This window comes from Hirschia maritima DSM 19733 (genome assembly GCF_000378345.1).
GTDB lineage: Bacteria > Pseudomonadota > Alphaproteobacteria > Caulobacterales > Hyphomonadaceae > Hirschia > Hirschia maritima.
Map to the genome: position 1 here is coordinate 212,375 of NZ_KB899548.1, position 21,195 is coordinate 233,569.

The following is a 21,195-nucleotide window of genomic DNA, read 5'->3' on the forward strand; positions in this document are numbered from 1 at the left end:
ATTTAGGAATTAAGTCAGTAGATTGTAATTACTGATATCTCTCGCGGGAGAGAATGGCTTAAACGCCATCGCCGAAGGCGCAACCGCCCCGGAAACGCTCAGGCAAAAGGACCGCGAAAGATTTTAAACGCTGGAAAGAGGCGGCAATTTATTGCGCAGCCTCGCCGAAGGAGCAAGCATTCGCCTTAAAGGCGTTGCGGAATCTCTCAGGTGCAAGAGACAGCGGGGGCATGAAGTGTTCATATGGTTAACCATACGAACTTTATGCCGACCGTGGAGAATCTTGTACTGTGTCAAACACACAATTGAAATCGACGCCCTTATCTAATCTCAACCAGTCGCTTGGCGGCAAGATGGTAGATTTTGCTGGCTATTCCATGCCAATCCAATTTGAATCGGGTATTATTCCAGAGCATCATCAAGTGCGTGAAAAGTGTGGGCTGTTTGATGTGTCTCACATGGGACCCGCATTCCTCAAATTAGAAGATACGACTCTTTCCGGGGATGCTGCACACGCAAAAATTTCTGGAATATTTGAGCAATTGGTTTGTGGTGATATTGCTGGCCTCGCACCGGGTGAAATGCGTTATACGCTTTTGCTGAATGAAGATGGCGGCATTCTTGATGACTTGATGGTGACACGTCCAGCTGCACCTGAAGAGCAAGGTAGCCTCTATATCGTTGTGAATGCAGGCTGCAAAGAAGATGATTTTGCGCTCATAGCTGACAAATGCGAGGGCGCTGTGCTGGAACGTGCAGATGAGAATGCACTTATCGCCGTGCAGGGCCCAAAAACGCGAGCAGTCATGGCTGAATATGCACCGGACCTCTCTGATATGGTGTTCATGACAGCCAAACGAGTTGATGTTTGTGGCGTCAACTGTCTCGCGTCTTGTTCTGGTTATACCGGAGAAGATGGTTATGAGATTCTGGTGCCAGCAGAACATGCTGAAACAATCGCCAAAGCATTGCTTGAGAACGCTGATATTGCACCTATCGGATTGGGAGCACGTGATAGTTTGCGCCTTGAGGCAGGTCTTTGTTTGTATGGCCACGACATGGATGAAAACAAAACACCAATTGAAGCATCACTGACTTGGGCCGTCTCTAAGGTTCGACGCAGTGAGGCAGATTTCCCAGGTGCGGGAAAGATTCTTTCTCAAATCGAAAATGGTGCTGAGATGAAGCGCATTGGTTTGGAACTGGTCGATAAAGCACCTGCGCGTGAAGGCGCTGAAATTGCCACAAAGGATGGTGAAGTGATTGGCGTCATCACATCTGGTGGGCATGGCCATACTGCAGGCAAGCCAGTGGCGATGGGATATGTGCAGCGTGCATACATGCAAGCCGGCACTGAATTAGACATTCTTGTAAGAAACAAACCGCGGGCGGCAATTGTTACGAAAATGCCGTTCGTCAAACAAAATTATTTTCGCGGGTAAAGAGGGCAATTACCATGACAAAATTATACACAGAAGACCATGAATGGGTGTCAGTTGACGGTGACGTAGCAACCATAGGTGTTTCAGCTTATGCGGCAGAACAATTGGGCGATGATATCGTAGCTGCTGAAGACCTTTTGGAAGTCGATGATGACGTTAATAAAGGTGATATTCTGTTTGTGTTTGAAAAAGCTAAAGCCGCAGTAGAAGTTTATACGCCTGTGTCTGGTGAAATCACCGAACTGAACGATTTTCTTGAAGGTGATTCCGAAGAATTTCACGCCAAGCTGACTGCAGTTGAGTGGCTGTATAAAATTAAAATGTCCAACAAAGATGAGCTGGATGGCTTGATGGATGAAGCTGCTTATAAAGAATTCTGCGGGGCCTAAGACGACAATGCGTTACCTCCCACTTACGCCCGAAGACCGGGCGGAAATGTTGAAAACTATTGGCGCAAAAAGTGTTGATGATTTTTATGAAGATGTTCCCAAAGCGGCACGTTTGGATGGTGTTATAGAAGACCTTCCAATGCATCAGGGTGAGCTGGCTGTTGAGTGGCATATGGGAGCTTTGGCTGCCAAAAACCGTACAGCGTCAGAGGGGCCATTCTTTGTGGGATGTGGCGCGTATAAACACCATGTGCCTGCGTCTGTAGATCACATCATTCAACGTTCAGAATTTCTGACAACATATACACCATACCAGCCAGAAATTGCGCAAGGCACGTTGCAAACTGTGTTTGAATTCCAAACGCAAGTGGCAATGTTAACAGGGATGGAAGTCGCAAATGCTTCAATGTATGACGGCTCTACAGCTGCTTCTGAAGCTGCATTGATGGCTTGCCGTGCAACACGTCGTAAGAAGGTTGTTGTATCGGGTGGGACGCATCCTCACTATGCTGAAACAATTCAAACCGCCTGTGAAACGCAAGGCATTGAGGTAATTGTATTACCTCCAGCTTTTGACGATGAAGCGGCGCTGATTGAATATGCTCAGGACGATACAGCTTGTCTAATAGCTCAGTCACCAAATGTGTTTGGCGCAGTTACAGACCTTACGCCGATTGCAGACGCTGCGCATGCAAAGAAGGCTCTTTTAGTATCTGTGTTCACTGAAGTTGTATCTTTGGGAGCGATCACGCCTCCGGGTGAGATGGGCGCTGATATTGTTGTGGGTGAAGGCCAATCCATCGGAAATCCACTTGGCTTTGGTGGTCCATATGTTGGTCTACTGGCATGTCGTCAAAAGCTAGTGCGTCAAATGCCGGGGCGCGTCTGTGGTCAAACCGTTGATGCGGAAGGAAAGCGGGGATTTGTGCTGACGCTATCTACGCGCGAGCAACATATTCGCCGCGATAAAGCGACCTCTAACATCTGTACGAATGCAGGATTGTGTTCTTTGGCATTCACAGCGCACATGACTCTGCTGGGCGACAAAGGGCTCAGTCAGCTAGCAACGCTAAACCATGAGGCAGCCTGTGACTTAGCTGATGCGCTTGAAGCAATAGACGGTGTGACATTGAAGACAGATCGTTTTTTCAATGAGTTTGCTTATGAAACGTCTATGGAAGCAACAGCATTGCTTGCTGCGCTAGATGAAAAAGGCGTTATCGGCGGTGTGCGGGCGTCTCGCTTGTTCAAAGGCGACGGCTTGGAAAATGTGGTGATAGTTGCGGCAACTGAGTGCAACACTGAGGCTGATATTGCAGCCTATGCCACAGCGCTGAAGGAGGTGTTGTCATGAACATAGAAACAGTTTCCGGTTCAAAAGGCCTGCTTCAAAAAGAAGAACTGATTTTCGACATTGGAACGACTGAGACAACTGGTGTTGATTTGCCAAAACCTACGGGCCGCAAGGGTCGTTTGGGCAGATTGAAGCGCGAGAATGGAACAGGGCTTCCGGGCTTGTCAGAGCCTGAGGCCGTTCGCCATTATGTACGTTTGTCTCAAAAGAACTACGCGATCGATTTGGGGCTATTCCCACTTGGATCATGTACGATGAAGCACAATCCGCGTTTGAATGAAAAAGTTGCGCGTATGCCGGGCTTTAGTGATATTCACCCAATGCAACCTCAGCACACTGTGCAGGGTGCATTGGAAGTGATTGATGAGCTTGCTGATTGGCTGAAGAAGCTCACAGGCATGCCGGCTGTTGCCATGAGCCCCAAGGCCGGCGCGCATGGAGAGTGGTGTGGAATGGCAGCTATTCGCGCTGCCTTGATCGATCGTGGTGAAGTGGAAACTCGTACGCGTGTTCTCGTGCCTGAATCTGCTCACGGTACGAACCCCGCGACTGCTGTTCAATGTGGTTTCAAAGTTCAGGAAATTGCTGCTTCTGATGACGGACGCGTTGATCTTAATGATCTAAAGGCAAAGCTTGAAGGCGACACATCTGATGTGGCCGGCATCATGCTGACCAATCCAAACACATGTGGGTTGTTTGAACGTGACATTAAAGAGATAGCTGACCTCATCCATGAGGCAGGCGGTTATTTTTATTGTGATGGGGCTAACTTCAACGCGATTGTAGGACGTGTTCGTCCACGTGACCTTGGCGTAGATGCGATGCACATCAATTTGCACAAAACCTTCTCAACGCCGCATGGTGGTGGAGGACCTGGGGCAGGACCAACTGTGCTGTCTGACCGATTAGCCAAATATGCACCAACGCCAATTATGATGGTAGATAAGAGCGATGGTGAACGGAAACTTGTATTAGTTGATGATGAAGCTGAAATGGCTGGTACAGACCACAAACCACTTGGCCGTATGTGTGCTTTCCATGGCCAAATGGGAATGTTTACACGTGCACTGACTTATATGCTGTCACACGGTGCTGATGGCCTGAAGCAAGTAGCTGAAGATGCGGTGCTAAATGCCAATTACATACAGTCGCGTTTAAGCAAGGTAATGTCGCCGGCTTTTGAAGGTTATTGCATGCACGAGGCATTGTTCTCTGACGAATTTTTGAAAGATACAGAGAATGAAACGGTCGATATCGCCAAAGGTCTGATCGATGAGGGATATCACCCGATGACGGTGTATTTCCCATTGGTTGTGCATGGGGCAATGTTGATTGAGCCAACTGAGACGGAAAGCAAAGCTGAGTTGGATCGTTTTTGTGAAGCGCTTGAAAGCGTAGCGAGCAAAGCACGGTCAGGTGATTCATCACTAAAACAAGCGCCGTATCATGCTCCTATGCGTCGTCTTGATGAAACGCAGGCTGCACGTAAGCCTGTTTTACGTTGGGTTGCTGAATAAATCCAATCCCCGCGCGGAAAGTTAGCCTGACTTTTCGCAATTTAACCTGTCTTCGTTAGGCGCGAAGACAGGTTTTTTTTGTTTATCTAAGTCTTCAAGATTAAGAGATTTTCACGCAAACGTTTGAAGATATGAGTGTAACGTTCTTGCTTAACCATAAAGATATCTTCTATGACGGAGGAACATAATTTGGGCACATCGGTTTGCTTGAATTGTGGAGTAGAGTAGCAAAGATAATAATGTTGAATAAGACGACGCCAGATACTTCCTTTGAAACAAATAGTGACTCTTCCGACTCATTTCAAAGCCGCTCAGTTGCAGTTGCAAAGGGGAGTGCTATGGCGCTGTTTCGGCCAATATTGGCGATCTTAGGTGTCTTTTTCATTGTTATAGGCGTTCCGATAGCATTTTTGACACCCATACCGTTCGTACCAATCGGATTGCCTATCGTTATTCTAGGTGTGGTATTACTAGCTCGGAATTCATTGGTTGGCCGTCGTTGGATGAAGGCCACCATTGCGAAACATCCAAGATTGAAAAAATTTGCACCTAACTGGCTCCTCAAACTAATATTGGGAGAACAAGAGGTTAAACCTGAGGACGAGACGCAATTATAATAGATAGGAGCTGCGTTGTTCCTAATTAATTATTCGGTAGTTTCGTTGAAAAAAGAGTCCAGATATCTGATAGATTCTTCAAACCTTTCTGCTGAAGGCCAGTAGTGTTTCATACCTTTGTAATCGAGTAGCTTAATCCGCTCTATGCCCAGCTTTTTGTATTGTCGGTAGACTTGTCTCGTTTCTTTTCTATTGAAGTCTTTCGAGCCAGTTAGGAAAACAAATCGAACATCTTTTTGGGTTTGTTCATCTGGTTGGGTATGGTTTTCCCAAGGATTTACACCAATCATATATATGGCGCCTGTGAAAATGTTCTGAAAGTTATTCATGAAGACGCTAGATACGCGTCCTCCACCTGATACGCCAGCTAGGTAATGCCTGTCTGGGTTAAGCGTGTAACGCTGCTTAACATAGTTTAAGCTAGCTAAGGTTTCTACAATTCTCAATTTGACTATTTGATCGTTTCCAGATCCATCGATGCCTATCCAAATCAAATTGTGACGATTCAAACTCTCAATCCATTCCTCGCGAGGATGTCCTTTAGGAGCGGGAGAGATGTATACGATAACACCTGGAGGATGATCAGGATCGTAAGATTTCGGAACATGCAGTCTAAAAGTAACGCCTTCTACGAATAGCTCTACAACTTCTTCGGATAGACCTTCTTGTCGTAGTTCAAAAATATCCAATTGATCTGAAAATGAGCCTAATCGTGGAGTGTTCTCAGGAGCTGAAGAATAAGCAGGGAAGATGCTTGAAAACAAAATCGATATGCAGACAATTGAAAGTTTTCGCCACATTAAATTACATCCCAAGCATAACCCTGTGTGTGCACAACAACATGCACTGTCAAAACTATGAGAATAAACAACAAAAAATGCAATACAACGATGAAGCTGTATTGCATTTGAAACTTTGAATATTCTCCCAGGATTGCGAGAGAATTTATGTTTAGCTTAGCGCTTTTTTGATGTCTTCAATGCTGTTCTCAAAAAGAGATTTTTTCGCAGGACCTTTAGCGGTGCTCGTGCGAAGAATTTCAGCAGCCGCTGTAGAAGCCGCATCTGCAGCAGTATTGCGTACTGCTTGAGTTGCGTCAGCTTCAGCACGAGAAATACGTTCTTCAGCAAGTTTTTCGCGGCGAGCCATGCGTTCTTTTAGCTCTGTTCGTGAAGTCTCTGCAAATGCCTTTGCTTCAACTTTGGCCGCTTCAATAATTGCTTTAGCGTCTTCTTCGGCTTGAGCTTGACTACGTTCTGCTTCAGCAAGCGCTGCTTGCGCCTTCTCACGAAGAATACGCGCATTGTCCAATTCATCTTGGATTTTCTGCGCGCGGTCATCTAGAGACTTAGCAATAGTGCCTGGAATTTTCTTCCAAACTAGAATTGCCAAGAAAGAGAATACAGCGATAGTTGCCCAGAAAGTAGGGTCTGCAAACAGGCTAGCTTTTTCGTAGTGAGAGTCAGCTACACCGACTTCTGAGTGTTGAGCGTCAGCTTTTGGGGCCGCCATGATTAGTTTCCTTTCAACACACCAGAGACTGCTTTAGTAGCGTCGTCTGTTGAAACTTCTACACCAATAAGTTTGTTGACGATGGAGGCTGCAGTTGTTGATGCAACTTCCTCAACATTCTTCATGGCTGCTGTTTGAACGTCAGCGATACGGGCTGCGGCTTTTGTAAGACGTGCTTCTACATCAGCTTCAACTTTTGCTGTTTCTTCAGCAACTTCCGCTTCAATTTCTGCTTTTGCTTGAGCCGCTGTTGCGCGGGCCTTGGCACGAGCTTCTGCGAGTTCTTTTTCTAATGCGTCTTGGGCGGCACTCGCACGATCTGACATGCGTGATGCTTCTTCCAAGTCTTGTGTAATGCTGTCTGCACGGCGATCAATAGCTCCACCAATGCGCGGCAATATCATGCGCGACATAAATAGGTAAAGCGCGCCGAATGTTAGAGCGAGCCAAAAAATCTGTGATGGGTATGAGGCGTAGTCATTTAGCGGAGCAAAAATGCTGCTTGCTGCTTCAGCGCCGTGTGCTGGCGTAGTCGCCATGGTTTAACCCCTGATATTTAGGTGTAGTCTTGAAACCTAACGACGGAATTTGAACCAACTATGAAGGAGGTCAAATTCCGCGTTAGTCGATATTTATTGCGCTATTAAACAGCAAACAATAGTAGGATCGCGATCAAGAAACCGAAGATACCTAGGGCTTCTGTCACAGCGAAACCAAAGATCAAGTTACCGAACTGACCTTGAGCTGCAGATGGGTTGCGCATAGCTGCATCTAGGTAGCTTGAGAAGATGTTTCCCACACCTAGAGCTGCACCAAACATAGCAAAACAGGCTAGACCTGCGCCGACGTATTTTAGACCTTCTTCCATAATGGATCTCCTAAAAGTTTTCGCCCTAAAACCCCAAATGGGAGGGCAGGTCAACTAAAAATTCAAACAACAGCCCAGAACGTTAGTGTCCTGGGTGCAATGCGTCGTTTAGATAAACGCATGTAAGAATAGCGAATACATATGCCTGGAGGAACGCCACCAGGAATTCTAGAGCCACAACAGCAACTGTTCCTGCAAGAGCAACAGGGGCTAGGACAACAAGAGCACCACCAGCTGCGAGAAGTGTCGCGACGAACCCGGCGAATACTTTCAACATGATGTGACCAGCTAGCATGTTGGCGAACAAACGCACTGACAATGAAAGTGGACGAGATGCAAATGAGATAATTTCGATTGGTGTCACTAGCAGGTAAAGGACCGGAGGAACACCAGAAGGAACGAAGACTTTGAAGAATTTAAAGCCGTTTTTCCAAATACCATAACCAATCACGACTGCCATAACGAGCAGCGCTAGCGCCATGTTTACAATGATGTGGGATGTAGTTGTGAACGCGTATGGGAACATACCAATCATATTCGCGAAGAAAATGAATATGAAGAGAGAAAACACAAGAGGGAAGAACTTCATTCCATCTTCGCCCATCATATCGCGCACCATGCCGGCCACGAAGCCATAAGCAATTTCTGCAACTGATTGACCACGTGATGGGATAATCGCGCCTTTAGATGAGGCAATTCCTAGAAGGATAATAGCAAGTACAACGCCAAACACCATGTAAGCGGCTGAGTTTGTGAATGACACATCATAGCCACCGATTTGGAAATCAGCGATTTTGGTCAATACAAACTGGTGAATCGGGTCGTTTGCGACTTGGTTGATCATAGAGTTGATCGATTCCAACATCATTCTTCTTCAGCTCCCTCAACCGGACCATTCCCGGTAGAATCCTGCAAGCCCTTTACAGCGCGCAAGACATTTAAAACTCCCGCAGCAAAACCAAACATCAGCCAGATTATCATCATCCAGGGTTTCGTTTGAAACACCAGATCTAATCCCCAGCCAATGGCTGCACCAACGAGGGGGCCTACGACAAATTCTGTCGCCAATCGGAACCCCAGAGCCATGCCTTTAGCCTGACCTTCTTGCTTTAGCGGTCGCTCATACGTCTTTGTATAAGCAGCACGCGCTTCCTCGATCTGCTTTTTGAGATCGTCATTGCTCATGCTTTTCCGTCCACTAAATACCCTAAAAGGTAAGGAAAATATTGCCCCGTTTTCATTGTTACAGCTCAGCCTGCCAAGCTTGGGCGGAAACTAGGGAACAAAATTGGGGAAGTCAAGATAAATTAAAAATAGCTACAGCGCTGTAATTGTTAAGTATTTACTGCGAACGCCACTAAATTTATTGGGCTGCGACCAATTGTTCCGCCGACTGAAGGTCTACAGAGACGAGTCGGGACACTCCGCGCTCCTGCATTGTGACCCCATAAAGGCGATCCATACGCGACATTGTCACCGGATTATGGGTGATTACAACGAATCGCGTGTCTGTTTTGGACCGCATGGTATCGAGCATGCGGCAGAAGCGGTCGACATTGGCATCATCGAGCGGAGCATCGACTTCATCAAGCACACATAGGGGAGAAGGTTGAGATAAAAACACGGCAAATATCAATGCTGCTGCGGTGAGGGCTTGTTCTCCACCAGACATAAGAGAGAGGGCAGATAGTCGTTTGCCTGGAGGGCTGGCGTAGATTTCGAGACCTGCTTGAAGAGGATCATCTGATTCTGTCAGCTTGAGTTGCGCTTCTCCTCCCTCAAATAGGGCTTCGAATAACACACGGAAATGTTCTGCAACTTTTTCAAATGCTTCTAGTAGTAATTCGCGACCTTGTGCATTGAGTGCGTGCACACCTTCTTGAAGTTTAGCGATTGCCTGATCTAAGTCATCGCGCTCACGCAACTGCGTTTCAAGCCGTTCGGCAGTTTCTTCTACTTGAAGATCGGCTTCCATGTTTACACCGCCAAGTGCTTCACGATCTCTAGTCAGCACAGCAAGTTGCGTTTCAGCTGTTGAGAGATCGAAACTAAATTCTTCGTCTTCCTCGGTGGATCGAAATTGCACTACGATGGCAGAGAGTTGTTCAAAATTTACATCATAACGAGCTGCAATATTTGCGCCGATATCTTCTTCTCGGCGTTGTGCTGCTTCTAGTCTTGTTTCCTCTCGTATGAGAGATTCCCTCAGCTTCGCGCAGGTGTCTCTCGAGGAGCGAGCTTCTGATTCAGCTTCCTTTAACTCTGTTTCATGCACTGATAAGGTGCCGCTTGCTTGATTTCTGTGTGACTGAGCTTCTTCAAGCCTTGTATTGAGGTTCATGAGTCTATTACTCAATGCGTCTGGCAGAGCTTTGGTGGTCTCTAATTGATGACGCACGCCGCTGCGCTGTGTGTGGAGTTCATCAAGACGTTTATCCGCGCGTTCAGAGCGAGTGAGCCAATCCTTTTGTTCTCTTTGAAGGGCGTTGCGGCGACCGCGTGTGCGTGAGTATTCATTTTCATGTTCTTTGAGTAAGTTATGATACTCGCGCTCTTGTTGTCGTAATTCGCGGATTTGGGTGCGTGTATTATCTAAAGCATCGTGTTCATCTTGGCTTGGTGCATTTTCAAGCGCAGATTGAGCTGTATCTAGTTCAGTAATTGCGAGTGCTAAAGAGCTTTCTATGTGTGCTAATTTTTCTTCAATGTTTGATGTACGCAAAACTAGGCGTTCTTTAGCTTGTTCGTTTTGCATTACACTTTCTTTGGCGCGAGCAACATCAAGAGCTAAATTTGGTAACGTCTTTTGGAGGGTTTTGTAGATATTTTGAGCGTCTAGCAAAGTTGATTCGGCATTTTCCTTTGCGAGCTTTAACTGCTCTTCCTGTTTGAGAGCTTTTGAAAGATCTCTTTCCAATAGTTTGATCTTTGCGCGTTGTTCGAGTTTTTCACTTGCCGAACTCGCTGCTTTCGCTGTTTTTACAAAGCCATCCCACCGCCATAAATCGCCAGCTTTCGAGACTAGACATTGGCCTTGATGCAATTCTTTTTGCAGTTTTTTTGCGTGCTCAACTTCGACAAGACCGCATTGTGACAAACGAGCTTCTAATGCCTTAGGTGCGTTTACTAGCTTTGTTAGAGGAATGGTATTTGATGGGAGTGAAGATAGATGTTGGCCATGTGTATCAGACCAATATTGCGTATCTGATTTATTCGTAGATGCATTCAGATCGTCGCCAAGAGCTGCTGCAAGTGCTTTTTCCAATCCTGCCTCTGGATGGGTTTCGTCTAGTATAGGGCGTGATTGATTTTGCGTGGGTGTATCGCATAAGCGCTTTAGTCCTGAAATTTCCGCTTCCAGAATACGAATAGCTTTTTCTATGTCGTTTAGAGGGGAGGTTGCTGCTTTTTCATTTTGAACAGCATTTTGAAGCTTCGTTTCCGCTTCAACACTTTCAATTTGGGCTTGGGACAAACGCTCTTCAGCAGTTTCCAAATTTTGTTTAAGAGTATTGTTTTCAGTATCTAGCGCCTTGGAGCTACCAATTTCAGAAAGTTGGTCCTGTGCTAATAGTTTTTCGCGTTCCAATCGTTCTTTGTTGGCTTGGGCTTTAGTCAAATTACTCTGCGCATTTTCAGCTTTTGCTTGGGCAGTTGCCAGTTGTTGAGATAGGGCGTCTGCATTTTTTTCGTGGTCAGCTAATTCTCGTTGAGCATTGAAGAGTTGTGCTTCGAGGCGTTGGTGTTTTTCTTCATACTCCGCTGAATTATCTTCTGGTAAATTATCCAGAGAGTTTTGAGCGTTTTCCGATGCAGCGATAGCTTCTTCTCGAAGTGCATGTTCGCGTGATTGGTCTTCGATAATGCGCTGCAAATCTTTTTCTAATCTGATGATGGCATCACTAGCAGCTTTGCGCTCTCCATCGAGTTTGGCGATTTCCAGTTTCAGGACGCCAAGTTGAGCAGATGCTTCAGATTCAGCATCACGTAATGAGGGGATTTTTTCACGCAGTTCAGTTTCTATCCTTACTGCTTGCGCTTCTGTCATCGCTGCCGATTGAGTATTCACTTTAAAAGTTTCAACGCTTGCAGTAGCGCTCGCGACTTCTTCTTTAGCCGCCTGCCATTTGTAAAATGCTATTTGCGCCTCTAAAGCTTCGATCTGTTCTTGGAGCGCTCGGTATTTCTTTGCTCGGCCAGCTTGCCGCTTCAGGGAATTGAGCTGTTTATCTACTTCACCAATGATTTCATCTAACCGCGCTAGACTTTCGGATGCTCCGCGAAGTTTTAATTCTGCTTCGTGACGTCTCTGGTTTAAGCCAGCGATTCCTGCTGCTTCTTCTAAAATTCGACGGCGGTTTTGGGGCTTGGAAGCGATGAGCTCGGAGATTTGTCCTTGGCGGACAAGTGCAGGGGAGTTCGCACCAGTAGAGGCATCAGCAAATAGGAGTTGAACATCTTTTGCTCGAACTGTGCGGCCATTGATTTTATAGGTTGAGCCTGCACCTCGCCTTAAGCGGCGTTTAACTTCTAATTCGTCACTATCGTTAAGTTCAGCTGCGGCGCGTCTATCTGAATTATCTAGGATTAACGCCACTTCAGCATTTTCACGCTGAGGGCGATTGGCGGATCCTGAAAAAATCAGATCATCCATTTCACCACCCCGCATAGCACGGGCGGAAGTTGCGCCCATAACCCAGCGGAGGCCTTCTAGGATGTTTGATTTTCCGCAGCCATTAGGGCCGACAATACCTGTCAGCCCTTCGCGAATTGCAAAGTCCACTGGATCGGCAAAGGATTTAAATCCAACGATTTTTAGTCCGGTAAAGTGCAACTGGCCCTTTCTAGGCGAATGCCTCTAATTCTTACTGATCAGCTTCTGATGAGCCGATAGTTGTTTCTTCTGAACTTTCTGTTGATTCAGCGGGCGCTGATTCGGCAGGAGTTTCAATACCAAGCGCTTCATTGATCAAAGCCTTGATGGCAGCATTATTCATGTCGTGAGATTTAACTTTTTCACCGTTGATGAAAATTGTTGGTGTAGATGTAACACCATCTGCGTTTGCTAAATCTGAAGTGCGGATAATCTCTTCACGAACTTCGGCAGAATTTACGCAAGCTTCAATCGTAGCTGCAGACATATCGTGGCGGGCACCAACTTGCACGTATGCGTCCAGTGCTTTTCCTGTACGAGCCGCATCGAAAATCTCGCCTTGGCTTGTGTAAACATCATCAAGAACGTCATAGTATTTTTCTTGACCTGCACAACGCGCAACGGCTGCACCTGCTGCTGCTAGCTGAGCTGGTGGCGTTGGAAGATCACGATAGATCAAGCCGGCCAATCCTGTGTCGAGGAAGTCGCGTTTGATGTTTGGAAGAATTGTTTTGTGAAATGTGCGGCAGTGTCCACATGCAGTTGAAGCATATTCAACGATTTGTACTTTTGCAGCTTTGTTCCCCAGCACAACATCGCCAGCTACATAGCTAACGTCTGAACCTTTGACATCATTTGCAGCTGCAGGTTTTGAATCGGCTTGTGAACAGCCAGCAGCAATAACAGCAAAAGCGAAAGCTGATAAAACGTGTTTTGTGCGCATCTATACGAGTCCCGTATGCATAGTGGGTCGGCTGAAATTTCAGCCGACATAATAAAGATTGTTTGATTGATAGTCCGACTTGAAGGATAGGGCAATTCACTGTGACGTGATTGTTATTTTGTCTTGAGCGAAACAGCCTATCTTCGAGACTTGAATGATCTCACACGACGCGTTTTCGATGACGCTTCAATTTGCTTGATTGCGGCTGTTTTTTCAGTTTCAGTTTTTGATTTTACAGCTTCACCCAATCTTTGAAGTGCGCGTTTGAGAGAAGAGCTTTCGACTCCATCCAATGTCGCTTCAATTTCTGCTGCTTCTTCAGGTGTAATTTGATGTCGAAGCTTTGTCGTTGCTTTAACTGATTGGTGTTTTGTTTTGGTTTGTTGAAGCCGAATTCCTTTAAAGCGAGCACCACTTCCAGCATTTACACGTTCCAAGATTATGTCTGTTTGATGCTTTAATTTAAGTGCGGCGGAAGCTGAATTTGCTTCCAAAACTAAAACATAGCCCGTCGTCGGTTTTAGGATTTGAATAGGCTCACATAGGCTGGCTAGATCCTTGCCCAATACTTCCGGCCATCGACGTTGGAGTGAAGAAAGAGCTGCGCCTGAATCTTTTCCCTTTAGAGCAGGGTATACAGTTTTATACATGGCGCGCGATAACGGGCGGGCGCTATGATATATAGGCTTACCGCGCCGCCGAGCTAGATCTTGTTTGGCACCACGAGTATCTTCGCGTCCAGCTAAGGGGCTCAATCCGTTTTCGGTTTGAAGTCTCTTTCCGCGCATTTGTTTCAGCTTCTTGATCGCATCACCTTCAGCTTCACTAGGAGCCGTTGGTTGTTTTGATGAAGGAGGTGACTTGTTCATAAAGCGGGTCTTGCAGAATCTAACAAATGAAGGAATGAGGATAGCATGGTAAATGCAAATTCGTCTTCCGTTAAGTCTGACTTTAAAAATGCCTCACAGGATTTGCTGTATTGGTATGATAAAATGGCGCGTCGTCTGCCGTGGCGTTTGTCGCCAGATAATCGCAAAAAAGGTGAATTGCCTGACCCTTATCATGTGTGGTTATCAGAAATTATGTTGCAGCAAACAACTGTGCCACATGCGACGCCTTATTTTCTGAAATTTCTCGATTTGTGGCCGACTGTGCAGGATTTAGCTGCGGCAGAAAATGAAGACGTGATGCGCGAATGGGCCGGGTTAGGGTATTATGCTCGCGCACGAAATTTACATAAATGCGCAAAAGTGTTGGCAGGGCTAGACAAGTTTCCAAACACGATTGAGGAATTGCTCAAATTACCAGGAGTGGGGCCATACACTTCCGCAGCTGTTGGTTCCATTGCGTTTGATCTGCCTGTTGCGCCAGTAGATGGGAATATAGAGCGGGTCATTTCTCGCCTTATGACAATTTCTGGAGATGGATCCGCCGCTGGCTGGGCTGAAGATAAAAAAGAGATCACAGCTCGCGTCCAGGAATTGGTTCCTGCGCGGTCTGGTGACTTTGCTCAAGCCATGATGGATTTGGGGGCCACTGTATGCACCCCTAAAACACCAAACTGCATGATTTGTCCTTGGGTAGAGAGCTGTCTTGCAAAGAAAGAAGGTAATCCAGAAGATTATCCAGCTAAACCCAAGCGCAAACCTCAACCCATCCGTAAGGGTTTAGCTTTTCTTGCAATTTGTGACGGTCAAGTATTGTTGCAACGTCGTCCTGATAGCGGCCTGCTTGGAGGGATGCTCATGCCTCTTTCATCTGATTGGGCGGAAGGTCGAGAATATGTTGTTCTCGAGGAGGCTCCGATTGGAGCTGATTGGAAGCATGTGGGACAAGCGCGGCATGTGTTCACGCATTTTGCTTTGCATTGGGATGTTTATGTTGCGAATTTAGAGCAAAAGCCTGACCTTGAAGGTGAATGGATCAAGTTGGAATACGCAATGGAGGCAGGCATACCAACCGTGGGCAAGAAAGCTTTGAAATTGGTTTAACAATGGGAAATGGAAGGGGGAGCCATGAGGTGGATATTGGATTTATTAATTGAAATAGCTTTTTGGAGCGTTGGAGAAGTTCAATCAAAATCGATGTTGGATCGCGCTTTTGATTACACAATATGTGATGATGATATTACTTTGAACTTAGCTAGACAATACTTGCAGGGAGTTGATTTTGATAGGGAAATACTGAACTCTGAATTGGAAGCAGTTGAAAAAATTCAATATGTGCTTACCCACATCAAATCAATTAAGTGTACATTTGAAGATCAACCAATCAATTTTACTTTTAATACTCAGATGGAAGGCGTTTCACTTCCAAAATACATTTTAGATAAATATCCGAAGGAGATATCCATAATATTGCAATACGAGTTTCGGATTGTTGAGGTTTCGAAGAATAGTTTTACAATAATAGTGTATTTCGATGGTAAAAAAGAGGAGCTGGCAATTCCCTTTGCATCCCTAACTCACTTTTGGGTCGGGCGCGATGAAACTCTGATAAAGATTTTTCCCTGAGAATGTGAGTTGAGGTCAAATAAGAATTTAAGATAGAAGTTAAGCTATTTTCACGCATTCATATGGTATTCACACAAACATTGGCTAAGAATAGCGCCTTGAAGTGAGGGAAGTTAAGGCGTGTTTGAGTTGACTAAAACGAATGTCGCAAAGCTTGGCGGAATGTTAGCTTTCAGCATGGTTGCTGCGTGTGCATCAAATCCACCACATTATTACGAACCTCCTCCTATGGATGAATTGGTGATCAATTCATATGGGAAATGGTCGTTTCCATTTGATATGAATATTTGCCCTTCGATCAGGGTTAGCAATGCACCGCCAACGGAAGCTAGAGGTCAACTGAAACTGCCGCCTTTCTTCTCGGTAGATGAAAAGGTGGTTTTAGCAACTTACCCCGTTGAAGATGCGTGTTTGTCTTCAGGGTTTGGCCCTAGAGGTGGTCGTTCGCATAAGGGGGTGGATTATGCCAATCCGCGTCCTGTGCAAGTGTATTCTGCTGGACAAGGCGTTGTTGTTGAAGCTGGTTTTCACCGTGACTTTGGGAATTACGTCCTCCTTTATCACGGAGCGGACATTTATACTCGCTATGCGCATCTTGAATCGATAGCACCGCAAATTCAGAAAAAATACAGTGTTATTATGGGGGAAGATATTGGCGTGATGGGGCGCACAGGCCGAGCAACAGGGCGGCATTTGCATTACGAGTTGCTCAAAGGGAATTATAAAAATCCTAAAAAATCATTTGGCCTGACTGCAATGGACATTTTTGCAATGCCCGGGATGTGGCCAAAATATTAGATTATTTCGGTTGTAGCATATCCCACTTATTGCCAAATGGATCCTGCCAAACGACGACCTTTGCGTAAACTTCGTCACGTGGTTCCTCTAGGAATGTCACGCCGTTTTCCTTCATGTGCGCGTAATCTTGGTCAAATTGGTCGGTTTGCAGGAAAAAACCGACACGGCCGCCAGTTTGATTTCCGATAGCTGTTTTTTGATCGTCATTGCTAGCTTTGGCCAATAGGATTTTGGTTTCTTTGGCTCCTTTGGGCGCAATCGTCACCCATCGTTTTTCGGGTGATAATTGAGTGTCTTCGTGAAGAACAAATCCTAATTTTCTAACATAGAAATCTATGCCTTCATCATAATCAGGTACAACAAGGGTGAGTGCAGAAATAAATTGAGCCATCAATGGTATTTGCTGTGTTTGATTGATTCTAGCAAGTGTAAAAAAGAAAGGCGACCAGTAGGGCCGCCTTGTTCAATTCTGGTTTTAAATCGCGCTAGTTTAAGCCCATTTCCGTACGAAATTTACGGCGTAGAAGGTCGATAGGAGCCATACCCTGATCTGATTTATAGTGCCAAAAAGTCCAACCGTTACAGCTTGGTGCACTTTGGACATGCGCACCCAATTTGTGAATTGAGCCAGTGTCTTCACCTGTTGATAAAGAACCGTCAGCGCGAACGCGAGCGACATGGTGTTGTTTAGGACAATAAAGGCGATCACCTGGACGCAAGAAGCCGCGCTCTACAAGTGCGCCAAATGGCACGCGCGGAGCGGCGCGTTTGGGCTGTGTGACTTGCAAGTCTGCATCGTCAACCTTGCGAACATTATCTATACGGGCTTGTGCGACAGCTGCATAATCTTCTTCGCGTTCAAGACCAATAAAGTGGCGGCCAAGCATTTTTGCGACAGCACCAGTTGTTCCGGTGCCAAAGAATGGGTCAAGCACAGTGTCGCCTTGCTTCGTTGTAGCCATCATTACACGGTGAAGTAAGGCTTCTGGTTTTTGTGTTGGGTGAGCTTTCTTGCCGTCTTCATTTTTCAGACGTTCACCACCAGAGCAAATTGGAATTGTCCAGTCAGAGCGCATTTGCACATCATCGTTAGCTGTTTTTAGCGCATCATAATTGAATGTATATTTTTTCTGTTCTTTGGACTTTGTGGCCCAAATTAGCGTTTCGTGAGCATTGGTAAAACGTGTACCCTTAAAGTTTGGCATTGGGTTAGATTTGTTCCAAATCACATCATTTAGAATCCAGAACCCAAGGTCTTGCAGCTGAGAACCAACACGGAAAATGTTGTGATAGGAGCCAATCACCCAAATCGCTCCGTCATCTTTCAACACACGGCGAGCCGCTTTTAGCCAATCTTTGGTGAAATTGTCATATGTCTCAAATGAGGCAAACTGATCCCACTCATTGTCCACTGCATCAACTTTGGAATTATCAGGGCGAACTAGGTCACCGCCGAGCTGAAGATTGTATGGAGGGTCAGCAAATACGAGGTCGACAGATTTCTCTGGCAATGAATTCATCAGTTCAATGCAGTCACCGATTAGAATGTGATCTTTTGGGAAATCGATTTTCGACATGTTTTGTGTTGCTCCAAATAGCGGGGTGATTCGCTACTAGGAAGCCGAACTCAGGTTAAGAAAGTATAACGATTCCAATGTGATCGATGTAAAATACTAATTTTGGAAGTTAATCAAATATTACCAAACTCTGAAAACTTGTGTGTTTCCAAATAGATGAGTCGTGGTTGAGTCAATATTGAATCTTCTGTGGAAAATTAAAATAGATCGAGTTGTTTATATCCATCAGGTCTAGGTGGTCTAAAAAGGTCGGTTCTCAAATCTGTTTTTGTTTTAGATAAATTGAATGAGGAACATGCGAGCTTGAAACGATGAGCTATTAATTCAGCATAAGGACCCGTTCCACGTTGGCGTAGACCAAACTCGGATTGGTAATCTTTGCCTCCGCGCATGCTGCGCATAATGTTCATCACTTTTTGCAAGCGGTCGGGGTAATGTACTTCGAGCCATTCCTCGAACAGGTAAGAAATTTCATTTACCAGACGAAGAAGAACATATCCCGCTGATGTTGCGCCAGCTTGGGCGGACGCTTTCAATAGATTTTCTATTTCCATATCGTTGATGGCAGGAATGATTGGGGCTGTCATAACAGTTACAGGAATGCCCGCATTTGAAAGTTGCCTTATGACATCCAGGCGTCGATGCGGTGCGGCTGCTCTTGGTTCCATGGTGCGAGACAGGCGATTGTCTAGAGAAGTTAGGGAGATACAGGCACGGACCAGTCCCTTTTCTGCCATTGGTATGAGTATATCAAGATCACGTAGGACGAGTGCAGATTTTGTAACGAAAGCTATTGGATGGTTTGCTTCTGAAGCAACTTCCAATATTTCGCGCGTGATTTTCAGTTCTCTCTCTATTGGTTGGTAAATGTCGGTGTCACCACCCAATACTAGTGTTTTAGGGCGGTAGCGTGGTTTAGATATTTCTGATTCAAATAATTTTGCGATGCCTGGTTTGATGAAAATTTTACTTTCAAAATCAATACCTGCAGATAATCCTGAATAGGTGTGATTGGGCCGAGCATAACAATAAATGCACCCATGTTCGCATCCTTTAAATGGGTTAATGGTGCGGTCAAATGATAAATCTGGTGACGAATTATAAGTGATCGCCTTTTTGCTTTTTTCGGGAATAGTTTCTGTACGAATGGGGGGTAATTTGTCATCTAACCCATTCCATCCATCATCAAATGGAATTGTTCCATAGGTTTCATATCGGCCAGAAGCGTTAGAAACTGCCCCGCGTCCACGTGCTCTTTTTTGCGTGGATTCCCAGCTTGTATTTTCCGGCCATTGAAGAACATCTTTTGTGTGGTTGGTTTGTTCTACATTGTCGACATGCATGGATGTTGTATCGATGATTCTGTGTCGATCGACGGGAGGTTTTTTTCGCTTAGTGCTGGAGTTTTCCACAATAGAAAGCCTAAATTGAATTGAGATTTCTGAACTTGATTATAAATAGAACAATAGCAGAACAAAAAGAAAACACAATTGGCTTATGGGTTATGCTTGAGAGGTTTTTCTAGCTTTTTTCCAAAGCGAATATGACGCTTCGTCATCCAAATCTATAAGATTGTGAATAAATTTGACGCTTGCTCCGTGTGGAAGACATGCTGCCATATCGGATAAAGCGTGTTCACTGGACCATCTAACGGGATTGAATGTTAGCCCTTGTTTTCTGAGGCGAGGGGATGCGCCAAATAGCCAAAATCCGCCATCGTGAGCAGGGCCGAACACTGCATCGTATTTTTTGAGAAGTTTGAAGGCATAATTGATATCCGATTGTTGGATACTGGGGCAGTCTGTTCCTACAACAATGACAGGGCCATTGTCAGAATTTCGAAACGCTCGACTGAGCCTGTCCCCAAGGTCGCCATTGCCTTGTTTTGCTCTGAAAAAATGGGGTGGCCATAAACCTCCGGTTTGGCAGTTGAGATCTTTATCCGGAGCTATGCAAATAGTTGTGGACCAATGACCAGAATTGGCAGCTTTCATTATCCTTGAATGACAAAATCGATTAAGTCTCTGCGCCGTAGTGGTTCCTAATTCTCGAGCCAGCCGAGTTTTGGATAATCCCATCCTTGGTGGCTTTGCAAATATGAGCAGAGTCTTCTTCATCGCGTATCAATTATAATACTTTGCTAGGTCTTCAGGTTTTGCCCCCAAGAGGTAGCGAGTTAAGAGAAAAGCGTTTCTCCAAGCTCGTTTTCTCCAGCCATCTCTCTCATATTTTTCGCTCGAAGTTATAGCCTTAGAATTTAGAATTCTGAGTCTGGATTTTCCAATTTGACGAGCAATTTCTACATCCTCCATTAAAGGGATATCTTTATAGCCGCCGACTTCAGTATACAGGCTTTTGTGAATGAGAAGGCCTTGATCTCCATAAGGTAATCCAAGCGTGCGTACTCGCTGTCCTACACGCTTTTCTAACCAGCGAGCTTCTTTTGACGGGCTGTCATAAGTTAGAGCAAAAGCAGCTGCGAATTCAGGAAAGTGCATTTGAGCTTTGATGGTATTTGCCCAGTTTGGTTCTAAAAACGTATCGGCATGCAGAAATAGATACCAATCGGATTTCGCGTTCTGCGCGCCTATATGAAGCTGACGGCCACGTCTTGGGATTGGGCTTGATATAACACGGCAACCTGCGCCGCTCGACATAGTGATTGTGTGATCGGTTGAGCCGCCATCCACAATCAGTACTTCACGAATCAATCCGGTTCCCAATCCTGCACTAAGAGAATCCAGGCAACGCGGAAGGTGTTTTTCCGCATTTAAGGTAGGAATGATTATTGAAAGTTCGCCACGGGTCATTTGTGGAGTTTTAGCCTAAAATTGATGATATTGAAGTCTTTTATTTTTGTATTCCCACATTTGACGTTGAGATAAGACTAAATACACGTTTGAGGTGAGAATAAATTACGAAAAACAGGGGGTTATTAGTAAATTTTATTGCAAATAATTTGCATCTCGAAACGTTTTGTAAGGGTTTTCTTATGAAAAATCGATATTCAA

General features: G+C 45.4%; 22 protein-coding genes and 1 riboswitch. Of the genes, 8 read left to right on the forward strand and 14 right to left on the reverse strand.

Translation table 11 applies throughout. The features are described from left to right. The first annotated feature begins 34 nt into the window (after positions 1–34). Positions 35–124, forward strand: a riboswitch (glycine riboswitch). A gap of 166 nt (positions 125–290) precedes the next feature. From gcvT to F551_RS0114295, 5 genes are all read left to right on the forward strand, one after another. Then, entirely contained in the window at positions 291–1,442 is a 1,152-nt protein-coding gene (gcvT, locus tag F551_RS0114275; protein WP_026296850.1) for a glycine cleavage system aminomethyltransferase GcvT, read from the forward strand. Positions 1,443–1,456: 14 nt separating this feature from the next. After that, positions 1,457–1,831, forward strand: coding sequence for a glycine cleavage system protein H (locus F551_RS0114280; protein ID WP_018998203.1), 375 nt, complete (start codon positions 1,457–1,459; stop codon positions 1,829–1,831). 7 nt (positions 1,832–1,838) lie between these two features. After that, positions 1,839–3,185: an aminomethyl-transferring glycine dehydrogenase subunit GcvPA gene (gene gcvPA / locus F551_RS0114285; protein WP_018998204.1), complete on the forward strand. Its 1,347-nt coding sequence runs from the start codon at positions 1,839–1,841 to the stop codon at positions 3,183–3,185. Continuing rightward, complete coding sequence (gcvPB, locus tag F551_RS0114290; protein ID WP_018998205.1) at positions 3,182–4,702, forward strand: aminomethyl-transferring glycine dehydrogenase subunit GcvPB; 1,521 nt, start codon at positions 3,182–3,184, stop codon at positions 4,700–4,702. The genes gcvPA and gcvPB overlap by 4 nt, the downstream gene beginning before the upstream one ends. Before the next feature lie 338 nt (positions 4,703–5,040). Further along, complete coding sequence (locus F551_RS0114295) at positions 5,041–5,319, forward strand: hypothetical protein (RefSeq protein WP_199285686.1); 279 nt, start codon at positions 5,041–5,043, stop codon at positions 5,317–5,319. Between the two features lie 29 nt (positions 5,320–5,348). Here F551_RS0114295 and F551_RS0114300 read toward each other — a convergent pair whose 3' ends face one another. From F551_RS0114300 to F551_RS0114345, 9 genes are all read right to left on the reverse strand, one after another. After that, positions 5,349–6,119, reverse strand: coding sequence for an alpha/beta hydrolase (locus F551_RS0114300; RefSeq protein ID WP_018998207.1), 771 nt, complete (start codon positions 6,117–6,119; stop codon positions 5,349–5,351). Between the two features lie 151 nt (positions 6,120–6,270). Then, positions 6,271–6,831, reverse strand: coding sequence for a F0F1 ATP synthase subunit B family protein (locus F551_RS0114310; protein ID WP_018998209.1), 561 nt, complete (start codon positions 6,829–6,831; stop codon positions 6,271–6,273). 2 nt (positions 6,832–6,833) lie between these two features. Then, a complete protein-coding gene (locus F551_RS0114315; RefSeq protein ID WP_018998210.1) occupies positions 6,834–7,370 on the reverse strand; it encodes a F0F1 ATP synthase subunit B family protein in 537 nt (178 codons plus the stop codon). 104 nt (positions 7,371–7,474) lie between these two features. Continuing rightward, positions 7,475–7,699, reverse strand: a complete 225-nt coding sequence (locus tag F551_RS0114320; protein ID WP_015826901.1) for a F0F1 ATP synthase subunit C — start codon at positions 7,697–7,699, stop codon at positions 7,475–7,477. 82 nt (positions 7,700–7,781) lie between these two features. Beyond that, the gene (locus F551_RS0114325) at positions 7,782–8,567 is read right to left on the reverse strand and encodes a F0F1 ATP synthase subunit A (protein ID WP_018998211.1); all 786 of its coding nucleotides are present in this window, start codon (positions 8,565–8,567) and stop codon (positions 7,782–7,784) included. After that, positions 8,564–8,884 (reverse strand): AtpZ/AtpI family protein, encoded by a 321-nt coding sequence (locus F551_RS0114330; protein WP_018998212.1) that lies wholly within the window; start codon positions 8,882–8,884, stop codon positions 8,564–8,566. The genes F551_RS0114325 and F551_RS0114330 overlap by 4 nt, the downstream gene beginning before the upstream one ends. A gap of 178 nt (positions 8,885–9,062) precedes the next feature. Continuing rightward, complete coding sequence (smc, locus tag F551_RS0114335) at positions 9,063–12,533, reverse strand: chromosome segregation protein SMC (RefSeq protein WP_018998213.1); 3,471 nt, start codon at positions 12,531–12,533, stop codon at positions 9,063–9,065. A 31-nt stretch (positions 12,534–12,564) separates the two neighbouring features. Further along, positions 12,565–13,296, reverse strand: coding sequence for a DsbA family protein (locus tag F551_RS0114340; RefSeq protein WP_018998214.1), 732 nt, complete (start codon positions 13,294–13,296; stop codon positions 12,565–12,567). A 137-nt stretch (positions 13,297–13,433) separates the two neighbouring features. Continuing rightward, positions 13,434–14,165 (reverse strand): DUF721 domain-containing protein, encoded by a 732-nt coding sequence (locus tag F551_RS0114345; RefSeq protein WP_018998215.1) that lies wholly within the window; start codon positions 14,163–14,165, stop codon positions 13,434–13,436. Positions 14,166–14,210: 45 nt separating this feature from the next. Between F551_RS0114345 and F551_RS0114350 the strand changes: the two genes are divergently transcribed. From F551_RS0114350 to F551_RS0114360, 3 genes are all read left to right on the forward strand, one after another. Then, the gene (locus tag F551_RS0114350; RefSeq protein WP_018998216.1) at positions 14,211–15,287 is read left to right on the forward strand and encodes an A/G-specific adenine glycosylase; all 1,077 of its coding nucleotides are present in this window, start codon (positions 14,211–14,213) and stop codon (positions 15,285–15,287) included. Between the two features lie 36 nt (positions 15,288–15,323). Next, positions 15,324–15,809, forward strand: coding sequence for a ClpXP protease specificity-enhancing factor SspB (locus F551_RS17215; RefSeq protein ID WP_169334142.1), 486 nt, complete (start codon positions 15,324–15,326; stop codon positions 15,807–15,809). 120 nt (positions 15,810–15,929) lie between these two features. Further along, on the forward strand, positions 15,930–16,607 hold the full coding sequence (locus tag F551_RS0114360) for a M23 family metallopeptidase (protein ID WP_018998218.1): 678 nt from the start codon (positions 15,930–15,932) through the stop codon (positions 16,605–16,607). Position 16,608: 1 nt separating this feature from the next. Here the strand turns inward: F551_RS0114360 and F551_RS0114365 are convergent, their stop codons facing one another. The 5 genes from F551_RS0114365 to F551_RS0114385 form a co-directional block, all read right to left on the reverse strand. Beyond that, the gene (locus F551_RS0114365; protein WP_018998219.1) at positions 16,609–16,998 is read right to left on the reverse strand and encodes a VOC family protein; all 390 of its coding nucleotides are present in this window, start codon (positions 16,996–16,998) and stop codon (positions 16,609–16,611) included. Between the two features lie 94 nt (positions 16,999–17,092). Next, positions 17,093–18,184 carry a site-specific DNA-methyltransferase gene (locus F551_RS0114370; protein ID WP_018998220.1) on the reverse strand — a complete coding sequence of 364 codons (1,092 nt, stop codon included), beginning with the start codon at positions 18,182–18,184 and terminating at the stop codon, positions 17,093–17,095. A gap of 197 nt (positions 18,185–18,381) precedes the next feature. Then, on the reverse strand, positions 18,382–19,596 hold the full coding sequence (locus F551_RS0114375; RefSeq protein ID WP_018998221.1) for a PA0069 family radical SAM protein: 1,215 nt from the start codon (positions 19,594–19,596) through the stop codon (positions 18,382–18,384). 90 nt (positions 19,597–19,686) lie between these two features. Next, a complete protein-coding gene (locus tag F551_RS0114380) occupies positions 19,687–20,178 on the reverse strand; it encodes a TIGR04282 family arsenosugar biosynthesis glycosyltransferase (protein ID WP_018998222.1) in 492 nt (163 codons plus the stop codon). Between the two features lie 129 nt (positions 20,179–20,307). Continuing rightward, the gene (locus F551_RS0114385; RefSeq protein ID WP_018998223.1) at positions 20,308–20,994 is read right to left on the reverse strand and encodes a TIGR04283 family arsenosugar biosynthesis glycosyltransferase; all 687 of its coding nucleotides are present in this window, start codon (positions 20,992–20,994) and stop codon (positions 20,308–20,310) included. Positions 20,995–21,195 lie beyond the last annotated feature (201 nt).

Bases quoted from the DNA above. Each gene is read 5' to 3' on its own strand.
- F551_RS0114295 (WP_199285686.1), top strand. From the start codon at position 5,041: ATGGCGCTGTTTCGGCCAATATTGGCGATCTTAGGTGTCTTTTTCATT.
- F551_RS0114385 (WP_018998223.1), bottom strand. From the start codon at position 20,994: ATGACCCGTGGCGAACTTTCAATAATCATTCCTACCTTAAATGCGGAA.
- F551_RS0114380 (WP_018998222.1), bottom strand. From the start codon at position 20,178: ATGAAAGCTGCCAATTCTGGTCATTGGTCCACAACTATTTGCATAGCT.
- F551_RS0114345 (WP_018998215.1), bottom strand. From the start codon at position 14,165: ATGAACAAGTCACCTCCTTCATCAAAACAACCAACGGCTCCTAGTGAA.
- F551_RS0114350 (WP_018998216.1), top strand. From the start codon at position 14,211: ATGGTAAATGCAAATTCGTCTTCCGTTAAGTCTGACTTTAAAAATGCC.
- F551_RS0114300 (WP_018998207.1), bottom strand. From the start codon at position 6,119: ATGTGGCGAAAACTTTCAATTGTCTGCATATCGATTTTGTTTTCAAGC.
- F551_RS0114325 (WP_018998211.1), bottom strand. From the start codon at position 8,567: ATGATGTTGGAATCGATCAACTCTATGATCAACCAAGTCGCAAACGAC.
- gcvPB (WP_018998205.1), top strand. From the start codon at position 3,182: ATGAACATAGAAACAGTTTCCGGTTCAAAAGGCCTGCTTCAAAAAGAA.
- F551_RS0114330 (WP_018998212.1), bottom strand. From the start codon at position 8,884: ATGAGCAATGACGATCTCAAAAAGCAGATCGAGGAAGCGCGTGCTGCT.
- F551_RS0114310 (WP_018998209.1), bottom strand. From the start codon at position 6,831: ATGGCGGCCCCAAAAGCTGACGCTCAACACTCAGAAGTCGGTGTAGCT.
- gcvPA (WP_018998204.1), top strand. From the start codon at position 1,839: ATGCGTTACCTCCCACTTACGCCCGAAGACCGGGCGGAAATGTTGAAA.
- F551_RS0114370 (WP_018998220.1), bottom strand. From the start codon at position 18,184: ATGTCGAAAATCGATTTCCCAAAAGATCACATTCTAATCGGTGACTGC.
- F551_RS0114340 (WP_018998214.1), bottom strand. From the start codon at position 13,296: ATGCGCACAAAACACGTTTTATCAGCTTTCGCTTTTGCTGTTATTGCT.
- F551_RS0114280 (WP_018998203.1), top strand. From the start codon at position 1,457: ATGACAAAATTATACACAGAAGACCATGAATGGGTGTCAGTTGACGGT.
- F551_RS0114320 (WP_015826901.1), bottom strand. From the start codon at position 7,699: ATGGAAGAAGGTCTAAAATACGTCGGCGCAGGTCTAGCCTGTTTTGCT.
- F551_RS0114315 (WP_018998210.1), bottom strand. From the start codon at position 7,370: ATGGCGACTACGCCAGCACACGGCGCTGAAGCAGCAAGCAGCATTTTT.
- F551_RS0114365 (WP_018998219.1), bottom strand. From the start codon at position 16,998: ATGGCTCAATTTATTTCTGCACTCACCCTTGTTGTACCTGATTATGAT.